12 protein-coding genes are annotated in these 14,952 nt (G+C 57.5%); 7 read left to right on the top strand and 5 right to left on the bottom strand.

Features of this window, described 5'->3' with window-relative positions:
• Nucleotides 1-345: 345 nt before the first annotated feature.
• Nucleotides 346-870, bottom strand: a complete 525-nt coding sequence (locus AC1D2R_RS22795; RefSeq protein ID WP_477970750.1) for a BA14K family protein — start codon at nucleotides 868-870, stop codon at nucleotides 346-348.
• Nucleotides 871-2,512: 1,642 nt separating this feature from the next.
• Here AC1D2R_RS22795 and AC1D2R_RS22790 point away from each other — a divergent pair.
• The 5 genes from AC1D2R_RS22790 (at nucleotide 2,513) to exoR (ending at nucleotide 10,439) form a co-directional block, all read left to right on the top strand.
• Nucleotides 2,513-3,175 carry a protein-L-isoaspartate O-methyltransferase family protein gene (locus tag AC1D2R_RS22790; protein WP_477970748.1) on the top strand — a complete coding sequence of 221 codons (663 nt, stop codon included), beginning with the start codon at nucleotides 2,513-2,515 and terminating at the stop codon, nucleotides 3,173-3,175.
• A gap of 221 nt (nucleotides 3,176-3,396) precedes the next feature.
• Complete coding sequence (locus AC1D2R_RS22785) at nucleotides 3,397-4,275, top strand: PopZ family protein (RefSeq protein ID WP_477970746.1); 879 nt, start codon at nucleotides 3,397-3,399, stop codon at nucleotides 4,273-4,275.
• Nucleotides 4,276-4,391: 116 nt separating this feature from the next.
• On the top strand, nucleotides 4,392-7,235 hold the full coding sequence (locus AC1D2R_RS22780; RefSeq protein WP_477970744.1) for a valine--tRNA ligase: 2,844 nt from the start codon (nucleotides 4,392-4,394) through the stop codon (nucleotides 7,233-7,235).
• Between the two features lie 404 nt (nucleotides 7,236-7,639).
• Nucleotides 7,640-8,911, top strand: coding sequence for an OmpP1/FadL family transporter (locus AC1D2R_RS22775; RefSeq protein ID WP_477970742.1), 1,272 nt, complete (start codon nucleotides 7,640-7,642; stop codon nucleotides 8,909-8,911).
• A 724-nt stretch (nucleotides 8,912-9,635) separates the two neighbouring features.
• Nucleotides 9,636-10,439 carry an exopolysaccharide production regulator ExoR gene (gene exoR / locus AC1D2R_RS22770; protein ID WP_477970740.1) on the top strand — a complete coding sequence of 268 codons (804 nt, stop codon included), beginning with the start codon at nucleotides 9,636-9,638 and terminating at the stop codon, nucleotides 10,437-10,439.
• Nucleotides 10,440-10,487: 48 nt separating this feature from the next.
• Here exoR and xth read toward each other — a convergent pair whose 3' ends face one another.
• On the bottom strand, nucleotides 10,488-11,279 hold the full coding sequence (gene xth / locus AC1D2R_RS22765; protein ID WP_477970738.1) for an exodeoxyribonuclease III: 792 nt from the start codon (nucleotides 11,277-11,279) through the stop codon (nucleotides 10,488-10,490).
• A 9-nt stretch (nucleotides 11,280-11,288) separates the two neighbouring features.
• Entirely contained in the window at nucleotides 11,289-11,513 is a 225-nt protein-coding gene (locus AC1D2R_RS22760; protein ID WP_477970916.1) for a DNA cytosine methyltransferase, read from the bottom strand.
• A gap of 390 nt (nucleotides 11,514-11,903) precedes the next feature.
• Here AC1D2R_RS22760 and AC1D2R_RS22755 point away from each other — a divergent pair, with 390 nt between their 5' ends.
• Nucleotides 11,904-12,461 (top strand): recombinase family protein, encoded by a 558-nt coding sequence (locus AC1D2R_RS22755; protein ID WP_477970736.1) that lies wholly within the window; start codon nucleotides 11,904-11,906, stop codon nucleotides 12,459-12,461.
• A 46-nt stretch (nucleotides 12,462-12,507) separates the two neighbouring features.
• Here the strand turns inward: AC1D2R_RS22755 and AC1D2R_RS22750 are convergent, their stop codons facing one another.
• Both AC1D2R_RS22750 and erpA read right to left on the bottom strand, forming a co-directional pair.
• Nucleotides 12,508-12,921: a hypothetical protein gene (locus AC1D2R_RS22750; protein WP_477970734.1), complete on the bottom strand. Its 414-nt coding sequence runs from the start codon at nucleotides 12,919-12,921 to the stop codon at nucleotides 12,508-12,510.
• A 226-nt stretch (nucleotides 12,922-13,147) separates the two neighbouring features.
• A complete protein-coding gene (gene erpA / locus AC1D2R_RS22745) occupies nucleotides 13,148-13,480 on the bottom strand; it encodes an iron-sulfur cluster insertion protein ErpA (RefSeq protein WP_477970732.1) in 333 nt (110 codons plus the stop codon).
• A 220-nt stretch (nucleotides 13,481-13,700) separates the two neighbouring features.
• Between erpA and AC1D2R_RS22740 the strand changes: the two genes are divergently transcribed.
• On the top strand, nucleotides 13,701-14,918 hold the full coding sequence (locus AC1D2R_RS22740; RefSeq protein WP_477970730.1) for a deoxyguanosinetriphosphate triphosphohydrolase: 1,218 nt from the start codon (nucleotides 13,701-13,703) through the stop codon (nucleotides 14,916-14,918).
• The last annotated feature ends 34 nt before the right edge of the window (nucleotides 14,919-14,952 follow it).

Raw genomic sequence — 14,952 nt, 5'->3', positions numbered from 1 at the left:
TATGGCCGGCGGGCCTATGGCCAGCGAGGGTGTCGTTCCTGGCATTGTCTCGCACCTGCCGCATATGCTGAAAAGGTGTGGCAGGGTGTGGCAGTCGCCATTGAAATTCAATGGAAAATATCTCAGCCCCAGTGTGGCAATCTTGGCCGCAACCGCTTGAAATCGCTTAATTTCGATATTCCGGGCGAGGCCTCCAATACTTCTTCTCTATATATTATAAACATATGATTTTTCTGCATGTTTTTGCAGATCAGTCTGGAAGTGAACCGCTTCGCCACACCAATAGCTAGGTGTGGCAATGCGTTGCCGTTTCAGACCTCGGTTCTGTCCTCCGCGCGGGGCGCATCAAGGACCAATGCATTGGCGCCGTGGGCCGTAGTATGGCTGAAACGTATTGTCGTAAGCCCTATAGGACCGATATCGCGAATAGCACCAGTCGGCGTGCGAGTTGCCGTAATATCGAGGCTGATCATAGTACCTTGGCTGATCATAGTAATACCTTGGCTGGGCGAGCGCACCGCCAATAATCGCTCCAGTCGCCAATCCGCCGAATAGCAGTCCTAAGTCGTTGTAATCGCCGCCATAATAGCCGCCGCCGTAGTAGCCGCCGCCATTGTAGCCGCCATAGTGTCCATAGCGTCCGTAGCGGTAGCCACCATAAGGCCGATAGCCGCCGTAATAGCTGCGACCATAGTTTCTATAGCGGCCCCACGAGCCACCGTAGTTTCCGCCGTAGTGTCCGCGATATTGGATCAGTTGGCCGTCGGTACTTTGTCGCGTCGGCCGGTTGAAGTATGGGAATGCCTCAGCTGGCATCACGCTCGAAAATGCTGCCACCAGAGACAGGCAAAAGACTGCGACCTTCATCATTTTAGTCACCATGTGCTTTCAACAGGCAAACGGCTGAGAGAGGGTTTTGTGCCACATTAAACTACAGTCACGCCAATGTGAATGCGGCGGGCCCGACATCAGCTCCAAAGCGCGTATCTCTCAACGCGCGCAAGGCGGATGACCCATTGCGAACTAGCGACGCGGCTGACTAAGCGATGGCTTGTATGTTTGCAGGTCAGTCTGGAGTGCGCCGTTCCGCCACCCCAAAATGAAGGTTCGGCAATACATTCGCGCCTTCGGTTCCGTCCTTGAGGGGCCGCAGTTTGGCACCGATTCAATCGTAGCTCGAAACTATCAAGGACCAACGCCACGTTGCAGGTTCACCGGGTAGGCCGTTGTCCGCGCAGCCCGCTAAATCTGGACAGCGCGACACCAGCTTTGGTTGCTTTTGGTTGCGCTGACGATCGCCATTCTCTGATCCTTGCGCGACCCGAACACGGGAGGACTCGATGCAGCTTTCTTACGGGAACTCTTTCAAGTGGGTGGCCTTGCCCTGGTTCTTGGTCTGGTGGCCTTGCGTTCTCTCAATCGGAAGGCGCGGGGTTGGCGGCGACACCGGACTCCGTAGAAAGGGCTAACTCCGAATTCGTCGCTCCCGCCAGAAAATACGACGCCAGCCATGACCATGGGCCGCCACGCGCTGATGGCGGTGGTCGATATACTGCTGCAAACCGGCGTTGCTCAAAACGAGCTGATAGAGCTCTGGAAATGTCGCCGCGGTCGTGGAGGGCAGTGTGAATAGCGCAAGGGACCTTCTCCGAAACGCCGATTGGGCGACGGTCCGCGGAATTATCCTCAGGGGGCGGCGCGCGCAGATTTGATCGCTTGAGGATAGGGTACCGGCTATACGGCTCGATGGGAGCAGTAATTGAGCGGCGATTGGCGGCGGGGTTACTTCGATGCCAGCTTTTGCAGCGGTGCCAGCTTCATGACGGGTAATCAAAACGACAGCGAACGGACAGCGTCGCCACAAACGCCCCGATACTTTGCAGGTTTTGCTGTTCGGGCTTGAATGGATAGCCTGCGCCCCACGAAGCGAGGCGCCCACCGAAATCTGCTGTGCTGGGCAGTCAATTGATCCGCTGCAGGGAAGGTATCGGTGAAATGCCGTTTGTGGTGACATTGGGTGCGCCACGGTGAATGAGTGGTATCACGAGCACCAACGTCACCAGAGTACAGACGAAGACCCCGCCGAAAACGATAGATCTGTTCACTATTCCACTCGCCGAGTCTTCAAGGCGTGAATATCAAGTACGAACCTGACAGCAACCTGAACGCTCTCGCGGCGGTTGTCGCCCGGCGAGAAATGGAAGCTTCAGCTTGTTTTGCCGTCGAACAAGCCGCAGCAGAAAATTCCAAGCAGCGCGGCAACAATGAAGAAGTCGAACAGCGAAAAATACTCAACGATCATGGACATGATGCGCCTCCTCCTCAAATTCGTCCGGTTGCAATAATATCACAGGGGTGTCCCCTAATTGTATGGGGGATTGCGTCGGGGGCTGCCATGAGGTCGCTGCCCCTTTAATTCTTGCCTGAGGTCGCGGGGAAGCCTTGAAAGGCTGTTGCCTGAAGACTAAGACACGAGCAGACAGAACCGCTTTTCACTAGGCGAGAGGACAAGATGAATTTCGAAACAGCACGCGCCAATATGGTCGACAACCAGATCCGCACGACGGACGTCACCTCGCATTCCGTGCTGACGGCGTTCCTTGCGGTACCGCGCGAGGCATTCGTCCCGGAAAAGTCGAAGGCGCTCGCCTATCTCGACAACGATGTGGAAATCTGTCCGGCAGGAGCCGGCAACCCGGTTCGTTACCTAATGCAGCCGTCCCCGCTTGCCAAGCTTCTCCAGCTCGCGGAGATCGAGAAGGACGACGTCGTTCTCGAAATCGGTTGCGGCACGGGCTACGTGTCGGCGCTGCTCTCGATCCTGGCGGGCTCGGTGGTCGCGGTGGAAGAGGATGAGGACCTGGCTGCAGCCGCCAAGGCCAATTTGGCGGGTTATCCCAACGTCTCCGTCGTGACGGGACCTCTCGGCATGGGCAGCGCCGCCGGCGCGCCTTATGACCTGATCTTCGTCAACGGTGCCGTCGAGGAGGTTCCGCAGGCGCTTCTTTCCCAGCTTCGCGATGGCGGCCGCCTCGTGACGGTTCAGGGATACGGCGGCTCGGCGCGCGCAAAGGTCTTCGTCTGCGAGCGCGGCGCTGTGTCGGAAAACGTCTTCTTCAATGCCTCCGTGAAGCCGCTTCCGGGCTTTGCCAAGGCCCGAGAATTCGTATTCTGAACCCTTTTTATTGCCGGGTCGTTTTTCGCAGCGGGCGCCTTTGGCGCCCGTTTCTGTTCCGTCGCTTTTGCGCCATGCCGCAGCGTCGGAGAAAACTGTGCATGGCAGCATTCATTTGATTCGCGATGATTTTTTTCCCCATTCGGCTATCCTACAGTCTGGGTGATTCGGATGCCCACTCCACGCAATCCGGTCGTTGTTTCTGAATAACGGGGATAGATATGGCTCAGCCAAGCGTAGCGCGTGAACCGTCCATGGAAGAAATTCTGGCGTCGATCCGCCAGATCATCGAGAGCAATGAACCGGGCGCGGGCAAGGCACTATCCGCATCGCTGCCGCCGGTCTACGGTGCCGATGAGGACGACCGCGACTCTGACATTCATTTGACCGTCGACCAGGCATATGCCGGCGTCGAGTTCCCAGAGACGATCCCTCAGCCTGATCCGCGTTTTGTCGCAGCCAATTCCGCAGGATCCGCGCCAGCACTGGAAGCGCCTGCTCGCGCGATGTCGCTTGCAGATGTTGCCGCTCGCGTTCGTGCTGCCTCCGAGCGAAACACCGTTCAGCTGCAGCGAGAAGTGCCGCCTGGTTTCCGACAGCAGGAAATGCGCCCCGACGCTCCGGCACATATGTTCGAGGCACCGCAGCAGCCGATCGAAATGCCCCGTATCGTTGAAGATTCAGTTGCGCCGGTTGCAACGCCGGCCCCGCAGGCAGCCATCGCGGCAGAGAAGCTGGTAGCACCGCAGTACGACGTGCCGACCCTGCCTGCGGTGCAACCGCAGGCAGGTGTTGTCCCGACCGCGGATGGGCCGGCGGAGGTCGCTTTTGCTGCTCCGTTTTCGGAGCGCATGCTCCCCAGCATCGTGGAAGACACACAGCCGGCGCTCCTTTCGCAGGATGCAGGTTTGCAGATCGCCCGGTCGTTCGAAGAGCTTGCAGCCGCGATCGATGGTGCCGAGCGGCGCTCTCTGGACGAGATCGCCGAGGATATGCTGCGCCCAATGCTGCGCGATTGGCTCGATGACAACCTGCCGACCTTGGTCGAACGGCTAGTACGTGAGGAAATCGAGCGCGTGGCGCGCGGTCCGCGCCGCTGATCGGAACAGCTTTGTCTTCAGAGCCGCTCCGGTCTCCGGGGCGGCTTTTTTATTGACTTGCCAGCAGCCATCCTATTTACCAACCGCATCATAGAACCTCCAGATCTGGTCCCCAAATGCTCGATAAGACCTACGATTCCGCTGCCGTTGAACCGAAAATCGCCGCGAGATGGGATGAGGCGGATGCTTTCCGCGCGGGCGCCAATGCCAAACCGGGCGCCGAGACATTCACGATCGTCATCCCGCCGCCTAACGTGACCGGTTCGCTCCACATGGGCCATGCTCTCAACAATACGCTGCAGGACGTCTTGGTCCGCTTCGAGCGCATGCGCGGCAAGGACGTGTTATGGCAGCCGGGCATGGACCACGCGGGCATCGCCACGCAGATGGTCGTCGAGCGCAAGCTGATGGAGCACCAGCTGCCTGGCCGTCGCGAGATGGGTCGCGAGGCCTTCGTCGAGAAGATTTGGGAATGGAAGGCGGAATCCGGCGGCCTGATCTTCAATCAGCTGAAGCGGCTCGGCGCTTCCTGTGACTGGTCGCGCGAACGCTTCACGATGGACGAGGGGCTTTCGGCCGCGGTTCTCGAAGTCTTCGTAACGCTTTATAAGGAAGGCCTGATCTACAAGGACAAGCGGCTCGTCAATTGGGACCCGAAGCTGCTGACGGCGATCTCGGACATGGAAGTCGAGCAGATCGAGGTCAAGGGCAATCTTTGGCACCTGCGTTATCCGCTGGAAGAGGGCGTTACCTACCGGCACCCTGTCGCCTTTGACGAGGACGGGAACCCGACCGAGTTTGAGACGCGGGACTATTTGACGGTTGCCACGACCCGGCCGGAAACCATGCTCGGCGATACCGGCGTTGCGGTCAATCCGGACGATGATCGCTACAAGGCTATCATCGGCAAACACGTCATCCTGCCGATCGTCGGCCGGAGGATCCCCATTGTTGCCGACGACTATGCCGATCCGACCGCGGGTACCGGCGCCGTCAAGCTGACACCTGCACATGATTTCAACGATTTCGAAGTCGGTAAGCGTAGGGGTCTGCGCGCAATCAACATTATGAATGTCGATGCGACGATTACCATCAAGGAGAACGAGGACTTCCTGGAGGGCCTAGATCACCCTGCTGCCCTCCACGGGGCCTGGGATCGGATTGAAGGCCAAGATCGTATCACGGCGCGCAATATCATCGTTGAGATATTCGAAGAAGCAGGACTTCTCGCCCGGATCGAGCCACACAAGCATATGGTTCCGCACGGCGATCGCGGTGGCGTGCCGATCGAACCGCGCCTGACCGAGCAATGGTGGGTGGATAACAAAACGCTGGCCCAGCCGGCGATTGCTTCGGTTCGCGAAGGCCGCACAAAGTTCGTCCCGAAGAACTGGGAAAACACCTACTTCCAATGGATGGAGAACATTCAGCCCTGGTGCATTTCTCGCCAGCTCTGGTGGGGACATCAGATTCCGGCCTGGTACGGTCCGGATGGCCAGGTTTTCGTTGAGAAGACCGAAGAGGAAGCGCTGCAGGCCGCCATCCAGCACTACCTCTCGCACGAGGGGCCGATGAAGGCCTATGTCGAGGACTTGCTTGAGAACTTCAAGCCGGGCGAAATTCTCACCCGCGACGAAGACGTCCTCGACACTTGGTTCTCGTCCGCCCTCTGGCCGTTCTCGACACTCGGCTGGCCCGAGCAGACGGCGGAACTTGCGCGGTATTATCCGACCAATGTCCTTGTCACCGGTTTCGACATTATCCCGTTCTGGGTCGTCCGCATGATGCAGATGGGCATGCATTTTATGAAGGATGAAGACGGAAATCCCCTCGAACCCTTCCACACGGTCTATATTCATGCGCTGGTTCGCGACAAGAACGGCCAGAAGATGTCGAAGTCGAAGGGCAACGTCATCGACCCGCTCGAGCTTATCGACGAATACGGCGCCGACGCGCTGCGCTTCACGCTGGCGATCATGGCTGCTCAGGGTCGCGACGTGAAGCTCGACCCGGCCCGCATCGCCGGCTACCGCAATTTCGGCACCAAGCTCTGGAACGCAACTCGCTTTGCCGAGATGAACGGCGCCATTAGCGATCCGCACTTCATTCCCGAAGCCGCGGAACTGACGATCAACCGCTGGATCCTGACGGAACTTGCCCGTGCCGAGCGCGATGTCACGGAAGCGATCGAGGCCTATCGCTTCAACGACGCCGCCGGCGCGCTCTATCGCTTCGTTTGGAATCAGGTCTGCGACTGGTATCTCGAACTGCTCAAGCCGGTCTTCGGCGGTGCGGATGAAGGCGCCAAGAAGGAAGCCCAGGCCTGCAGCGCATATATTCTCGAAGAGATCTACAAGCTGCTGCACCCGTTCATGCCCTTCATGACCGAAGAGCTGTGGGCGCATACTGCCGGTGATGGTGTCGAGCGTGACAGCCTGGTCTGCCATGCAGAGTGGCCCGCGCCATCCTACGCCGACGACGCTGCAGCAGACGAGATAAACTGGCTGATCGACGTCGTTTCCGGCATTCGCTCGGTCCGCGCCGAGATGAACGTGCCACCCTCGGCAATTGCGCCGCTCGTCGTTGTCAACGCGAACAGTCTGACCCGCGAACGTCTTGCCCGACACGACGCTGCAATCAAGCGGTTGGCCCGCGTCGATGGAGTTTCGCTGACCTCTGAGGCACCGAAGGGGGCCGCGCAGATCGTCGTGGGCGAAGCGACAGCCTGCCTGCCGCTCGGTGCCCTTATCGATCTCGGCGCTGAGAAGGCACGCCTCGAAAAAGCGATTGCCAAGACGGAAGGCGAGATGGCGCGGATCAACGGCAAGCTGTCGAACGAGAAGTTCGTGGCCAATGCCAACCCGGAAGTCGTGACCGCCGAGCGCGACCGCCTGGAAGAGCTTACGGGACAGATAGCCAGCCTGCGCGTTGCACTCTCGCGTGTAGCCGAAGCGGCGTGAGATCAACGGAAGGTAGTATTTAATTCCCAGGGCGCCCGACAGAGAATCGGGCGCCTTTTTCGTCGTGGACTAGGGATTTTGTGATTTCATTGTGGTGGTTTGAAGCCCAAAGCGCTTTTCACGCCTGATTTCACAGCTTTTCCACATTCTCACGGCGAAAAATAAGAGTGTTGTTTGGGGGTTACATACTGTCGCCTGAGGGGCACGATCACCCTCTTTTTGGGGATAATTACGGAATTGTTGGAATTTTTTTCCATTTAGGCAAAATATTGACGTGCCCGTCAATTTTTTACGTAAATGATCCATTAGCTCACTTTCCAATCGATCCCTTCGCAAAGTTGCCATTTCTCGGGATCGCCTGCACAGTCCCCCTCAATTCTAATTGCCGGAGTGGGGGAGACACATTGGCATCTCGTAAGGCATTGGCAGGCGGCTTATCGCTTGCTCTACTTTCAACGCTGGCGCAGCCTTCCTTCGCGGGCGGGCTAGATCGTGGCGGCTATAACATCGACCAGCTGTTCGATGCATCGCAGTTTTCTATTCAGTCGGGCGTGATTTATGTCATGCCGCAGCGCAAGCTAGATAACGTTCGGGATACGAACACGACTGCATACCCCGGTGGCGGGAACCTGAACAACCGACCAAACACTGCGGATGATACGGAGAACTACGCGGTTCCGTACATTGGCTTCAAGGCTGGTGTGGGCGATGCGGTCGATTGCTTGTTCGATTATTCCGAGCCATTTGGGGCCCATACGAACCCGGGCGCGAATTGGGCCGGCGCCAATAACAACATCGAAACAAAGATTTCGACGCACAACTACGGCGCGACATGTTCTTACAAATTTGACGTGGGGCCAGGACAGCTTCGCCTAATCGGGGGTACTTTCTATCAAGAGGTGGATGGCTTCAAGGAGCGCCTCGTCAGCACGATTCCTGCGGCACTTGGCACAGGGACCGGCATTGGTCGTCTGGATCTTGAGGATAGCGGTTGGGGTTGGCGCGCCGGCTTTGCCTATGAAATTCCTGAATATGCGATGCGTGCAAGCCTAGTTTACAATAGCCGAGTTAAGTATGACAGCCTGAGCGGTACGGTTGACTTAACGCAAGTCTCGGCACCGCTTGTGCCTCTGAATGCAGCACCGTTCGGTGCGATTACCAATGTCTATGGTGAGACCGAAGCCCCAGACTCGCTTGAAATGAGGCTGCAGACGGGTTTTGCCCCGGATTGGTTAGCATTCGGCTCGGTTAAGTGGACAAACTGGAGTGTATTGCAATCGATCGCCCTGTGCCCCACGTCAACACGGGGCACGAGCTGCACGTACAAAAACCAGTTGACGTCCCTCGACCTGCTTTATCAAGACGGTTGGACGGTCACAGGAGGGGTGGGGCATAAGTTCAACGATCAATGGAGCGGCGCTTTAAGCGTTACTTGGGATCGTGGAACCAGTCATGGTTATGGTGCGCAGACCGATAGCTGGACGCTTGGCCTCGGCGCCGCCTATAGCCCGACTGAAAATATTGAATGGCGCCTCGCGGGTGCGGTTGGCGTCCTTACCAGTGGATCATCGGGTGCTTTGATGCAGGATGGCGTCACATATGGCAACGACGTAAGCTATTCCTTCGGCAATGATCTCGTCGCCGCCATATCGACCAGCATCAAGGTCAAGTTCTGACTTCTGAAGATCAGTGCAAATCAAAGCCCGGCAAATTGTCGGGCTTTTCTTTGTCTACAGACCGTTAAGCATGCTCTTCCGCCGTATCATTTTGTGACGATTCAGCAACAGCTTTTTACCAGCATTCACGTAAGATCGGCTTCAGGGCAAAATGTCCATTTCCCGCCACAAACTAGGCGCAGCGCTAAGCTCGGGCGAGGGAATGACAGGCATGGGACGCGCGTAAAGAGTAAGATGGGTCGGTTTTCACCAAGTGCAGTTGAGGCAAGTGATCGGTGCGGCAATGTTGATGCCGTTTCTTTCGTTTCGCTTTGGCTGCAGGACGTTTCAGCCGAAACGCTTGGCTCGGGTCCAGCGCCTTCCAGCCTTCCTTCCCTTCTCTTTTCAGGACGGTGTGGTTGCCGGAATCGGTGTCCGGTAACAACCGCTCAGGTTTTGTCACAATTGTTGACTACCTATGTTCCGGAAGCGAAATGCCGCACCGCGGTTTCGCAAAAACGAAGTTGCTGGCATCGCAGGCGAGCCGCGCCGGGAAGCGGGCGGACAACGTCGATGCGCAGGGAATGGAGCCTCTTGGAGGAGGGCGTAAGGCTGGATGCGACGCGGGCAAAGGGGCCTTTGAGCTCACCGTGGGATCGCTCGCCGAAAGGACTGGGTCGGCAGGTCGTAGAGATGGAACGTCCGCGATGGCTGGCATGGGTGGAAACGAAAGAAATCGAGTGAAATGCTGACGTCCGAGTTCAGACCTTTCAGATTGATGCTTATGGGGCTTTCCGTCGCGTGTTTCGCGGCGCTTGCCTGTCCGGCCGGCGCGTTCGACATAAAGTCGGGCGTCACCAAGGAATCCGGTCCTTTCGATCTCTTCAAGTTCGGCTTCAAGGCCTATAAAAACGGGCAGAAGGAAGAGGCCGTCGAAGCCTACAAGTATGCAGCGGAAAAGGGGCATACCGGTTCGCGCTGGGCCCTGGCCAACATGTATGCCGATGGCGATGGCGTCACGCAGAATGATTTCGAAGCCTTCAAGATCTATAGCGAGATCGCGCAACAGGGCGTCGAGCCGGGCTCCGAGGATACCGGCTTTTTCGTCAATGCACTGCTTTCGCTCGCCAATTACTACAAGCATGGCATCCCGGGCAGCCCGGTGAAGACCGATCTCAGCCAGGCACGCCAGCTCTATTTCCAGGTTGCTTCGACATTCGGCGTGCCCGAAGCGCAGTTCCAGCTCGCTCAGATGATGCTTGCGGGCGAGGGCGGCGGCACCAGCGCCCAGCAGGCCAAGAAATGGCTCAATCAGGCCCGCAAAAGCGGCCATCCGGGTGCCATGGCCGTTTTCGGCAATATTCTCTTCCAGGAAGGCCAGGCCGCGAACGGTCTGGCACTGATGACCGCGGCGCTCGATCGCTGCAAGCCCAAAGATTGCAGCTGGATGGAGTCCTTGCAGGAGCAGGCATTTTCGGTGGCAACCGAAAGCGACCGCCGTACCGCGATCTCGATGTCGCACAAGATCGCGACAAGCAACACGGATTAGATTGCCGCAAACTTAGGGGGCGGATGCCTTCGTCACCTGTGGCTCTGACTAGGCCGCGAAGTCGAAATATGCGACGACAGGTACGTGGTCGGAGGGCTTTTCCCAGGCGCGAACATGCTTCTCGATTGCCGTCGATGTCATGCGGTCGGCCGCCTCCGGCGAGAGCATCAGGTGGTCGATGCGGATGCCGTTGTTCTTCGGCCAGGCACCGGCCTGATAATCCCAGAACGTATAGGCCGGAACTGCATCTGTGGTCGCCCGGACGGCATCGGTGAGCCCGAGGCTCTCCAGCCTGCGGAAAGCCTCTCGGGTTTGCGGCAGGAAGAGCGCATCGTTCTCCCAGACTTTCGGATCGAAGCAATCATGCGGCTCGGGGATGACGTTGTAGTCGCCGGCGAGGATGAGGATCTCTTCGTAGGCCAGTCGCTCCGCGGCGAATTTGCGCAGCCGCTCCATCCAGGCGAGTTTGTAGGTATATTTATCCGTCTCTATTGGATTGCCGTTCGGCAGGTAGAGGCAGCAGACACGGGCGACCCGATTGCCCGGCAGTGAGAACACCGCCTCGAGGAACCGCGACTGTTCGTCCAGCGGATCGCCCGGAAGTCCTCGGCTGACCTCGTCCGGTTTGGACTTGGAAAGGATCGCCACGCCATTGAAACCCTTCTGGCCATGGGCCTCCACATGATAGCCGAGCGCCTCGATCTCGAGCCTGGGAAACCCCTCGTCGATCGTCTTGATCTCCTGCAGGCAGGCGATGTCCGGGTCGGAATCTTTCAGCCATTGCGTGAGATTGTCGATGCGCGCCTTGACGCCGTTTATGTTCCATGTCGCTATCTTCAACTATTTATCCTAACTAATTGTAGATAATACGTTTTCTGCGATGCATGAGCTTGAAAACGGCTGGCAGGGAAAGCCGGCAAGGAGGAGATCATGGGAAGGGATATCCTGCGCCGCGACTTGTGTAATATCGCCAGCAATCTCGTGGTCTGATCCGAAGTTCGCCCGGTAGGTTTCCTGCGAATACTTGTTCATTTCGCACGTAAAAACGCCTCCCCCGTTCGCCTCGAAACCCAGCCGAAGTCCACCAATGCTGCGAAAAGATCAATGAAACGAAAGCCCGTGAAGTCACTCATGCAAACCCCGTCTCATCAACCTCGTGCCGCCAGTTTGGAACCATACGAATGACGATTTTTTCCTGCTTGCCCCTGTGAATCAGGAACTTTCTTGGCATTATTTAACATGTGCTTGTTGCTACCCAATAGGAAAATCGAAGTTCTCCCCAAGGGCATCCCGAGAAAATTGTTTCGCGCAGGGCATATCCTCGTCGTGCCGACGGCTCAAAAGGTGCACCCTGTGACCCACCCCGATACTGTGATTTCCTTACTGGCTCAAAGGTGTTGCTCAAATTTGAGCTATGGCCTATATTATGAGCCATAGGTTTTGAGCTAGTTCTCCGGGGGATTTATGGCTGTCATTGGTTATATAAGGGCAAGGACGGGTGAGCAAAGCGTTGAGGCGCAGCGCCACAGTATCGAGCAAAGTCACAGGATTGAAGTTTGGTTTGCGGATGAGGGAATATCGGGAGCAGTCAAAGCCTTGGAGCGACCCGGGTTCTCTGCGCTAGTCAAGTACGTGCGTAAGGGTGACACGCTCATTGTTCCAGCTGTTGACCGTCTCGGGCGCGATACCATCGATGTGCTGGGCACTGTCGAGGCGCTCCTGGGCAAAGACGTCTCAATCATCAGCCTGCGAGAGGGATTTGACCTGTCCACGTCGATAGGCAAGGCAATGTTCACTATGCTGGCGGCGGTGGCCGAACTGGAGCGATCCAACATCAAAGCCCGCCAGATGACAGGGATTGCCCGCGCAAAGTCAGCAGGTAAGGCGCTGGGGCGTGAGAAGACAATCAATGATGTCGAGGTTGCCGTATGGCGGAAAGATAACAGTGCCAGCATATCGGCTACCGCTCAGCAATTCGGCATATCGGTCGCCAGCGTGAAGCGCGCTTGCCGCGCCGAGTAGCAAGCGCGCAGTTTAAAACCATTCGGCTGGCTTGGAGGCCTATCGCTCAGTCATATCCCAAGACCTTGAGGGTGGCCGTTTTTGCGTTATTGAGGATCTGGTACTGGACGGTAACACCGGTGAGGCGCCCTTTGCGCCCGGGAGCGTTCTTCGCAGCCGTTTGACCTCCCGATTTCAGGACGCCGAGGTCGTTGACAGTGTCATCAGGGCGATTGTCCCAGTGGAGCACAACTTTATCGAGCTTCACATCCGCGCCATCGGCAGCGAGCTTCACCCATTTGACGTCCTTTTTCCATCGATCCCCTTCACTGTTAATGTTGACGCTTGGATTTACGGACTTGATGGTCTGCTGGCCGAGCACGAACCATTCTTCAGCAGCTCTGGAGATCCCTGCTGGACCTAGGAGAGCGACGGACGCGGCCAGGAAAGGACCCATCACAGCGAGGATCTTGATCTTCATTTCTTTTTCCCTTTTGATTGTCAGAAGAAACGCCCCCGCACCCAAGTCAGAGGTATGGCGAAAGGTTCAACTGTCAAGGGTAAGCAATCGTCCAGATCAGGTCGCGATCTTCATGGGAGGTCCTGTTTCCGCTAGTCGCCTTCTTCTACCGCGCTCCTTCAGCACGACGATAAACCGGCCCGAAGGCATTCTTCGGCCGGTTCGATGTGGATAGATCCAAATGGAATTAGATCGAGAAGCTGGTTCCGCAGCCGCAGCTCGCGACGGCGTTGGGATTCTTGATCTGGAAGGATTGGCCAAGGAGGTTGTCGACGAAGTCAATCTCCGATCCCGCCATGTAGACGAGGGAGAGGCTGTCGATCAACACCTTGGCATTGTTCTTCTCGACGATGGTGTCGTCTGCCTGTACGCCATCGGTGAGATCGAATTTATAGGAAAAGCCCGAACAGCCGCCGCCTTCGACAGACACGCGCAATGCGCTTTTGCCGGGCTCGGTACCGACGATTACAGCTATTCGTTTTGCCGCAGCGTCGGAAAGGGTTACACTCGTATCGGTCATATCTGCTCCTGCCGGGGTCAAGATCCGGAGAGAATAGTATTTTAGCCGCCGGTTACAAACGACTGATTTCAAAGGCACTTGCGCCTTATATCACGAAACTGCAATTTGCGGGAAAGTAGCCTAGAAAGGGCCTCTTTGCCGTTTACCGTCTCTATAGGTATGAAGAGCGGAAAGCGGCGTCAATGGGCAGCCGCTGCGAGATGGCAAGTAACGGTGAAGAATGACGATCGACAGGCGTGCATTAGGTTTCGGCAACAGTGACAGGGCGGTCTATGCGGCGGACCCGTGGACGACGCGCGGACGGCTCTATCAGGAGGGCTCAAGCCCCACCCGATCCGACTTTCAGCGCGACCGCGACCGCATCGTGCACACCACGGCCTTCCGCCGCCTGAAGCACAAGACGCAGGTATTCATTGCTCAGGATGGTGATCACTACCGCACGCGCCTGACCCACACAATCGAAGTGGCGCAGATCGCACGCGCGCTCGCAAGGGCGCTGAAGCTGGACGAGGACCTGGCGGAGGGCGTGGCTCTCGTCCACGACTTCGGCCACACGCCCTTTGGGCACACCGGCGAGGACGCTCTGCACGAGGTATTGCTGCCCTATGGCGGTTTCGACCACAACGCCCAATCACTGCGCATCGTCACCAAGCTCGAACGCCGCTACGCCGACTTCGACGGCATCAACCTGACCTGGGAGAGCCTTGAAGGACTCGTAAAGCACAATGGCCCACTTCTGACCCAGGACGGCGTTGGAACGCGGGGTCCGGTGCCGCAGCCGATCCTCGATTACTGCGAGGTTCATGACCTCGAACTCAATACCTTTGCCAGCCTCGAGGCGCAGGCTGCCGCGATAGCCGACGATATAGCCTACAACACGCATGACATCGACGACGGTCTGCGCTCCGGCTACCTGACATTCGACATGCTGGAGGAGATACCCTTTCTTGCTGACCTCATGGCTGAGGTGAGGGAGCGCTATCCGACCCTCGAGCCGAGCCGTTTCACCCACGAGATCATGCGCCGTCAGATCACGCGCATGGTCGAAGACGTTATTTCGGTCGCGCAGGAGCGCCTTGCCGAGGTGAAGCCGCAGAGCGCTGATGACGTCCGCCATGCCAATCGCGTGATTGCAACCTTTTCCCCGGCGATGGCGGAGACGGACAGCCAGATCAAGGCGATGTTGTTCAAGCGCATCTACCGTCATCCCGAGATCATGCGCATTCGCGCTGGCGCCGCACGGATCGTTACGGATTTGTTCGGGGCTTACATGGACAATCCGAAGGAGATGCAGAGCCACTATTGGGTCGATCACATCGCCGGCCTGGCAACTGCGCCGAAGGCGCGGCACGTCGGCGATTATCTTGCCGGCATGACCGACACCTATGCAATCAGTGCCCATAGGCGATTGTTTGACCATACTCCGGATTTGCGATAGGCAGCGGTCGCCCGGCAAAAGTCGGGTAATGCCT

This window comes from Rhizobium sp. P1_C7, from assembly GCF_056406295.1.
This window is presented reverse-complemented; position numbering and strand designations above follow the sequence as displayed.

Coding starts and splice junctions, on each gene's coding strand:
- AC1D2R_RS22795 (WP_477970750.1), bottom strand. CDS start 870: ATGATGAAGGTCGCAGTCTTTTGCCTGTCTCTGGTGGCAGCATTTTCG.
- AC1D2R_RS22790 (WP_477970748.1), top strand. CDS start 2,513: ATGAATTTCGAAACAGCACGCGCCAATATGGTCGACAACCAGATCCGC.
- AC1D2R_RS22785 (WP_477970746.1), top strand. CDS start 3,397: ATGGCTCAGCCAAGCGTAGCGCGTGAACCGTCCATGGAAGAAATTCTG.
- AC1D2R_RS22780 (WP_477970744.1), top strand. CDS start 4,392: ATGCTCGATAAGACCTACGATTCCGCTGCCGTTGAACCGAAAATCGCC.
- exoR (WP_477970740.1), top strand. CDS start 9,636: ATGCTGACGTCCGAGTTCAGACCTTTCAGATTGATGCTTATGGGGCTT.
- AC1D2R_RS22755 (WP_477970736.1), top strand. CDS start 11,904: ATGGCTGTCATTGGTTATATAAGGGCAAGGACGGGTGAGCAAAGCGTT.
- AC1D2R_RS22750 (WP_477970734.1), bottom strand. CDS start 12,921: ATGAAGATCAAGATCCTCGCTGTGATGGGTCCTTTCCTGGCCGCGTCC.
- erpA (WP_477970732.1), bottom strand. CDS start 13,480: ATGACCGATACGAGTGTAACCCTTTCCGACGCTGCGGCAAAACGAATA.
- AC1D2R_RS22740 (WP_477970730.1), top strand. CDS start 13,701: ATGACGATCGACAGGCGTGCATTAGGTTTCGGCAACAGTGACAGGGCG.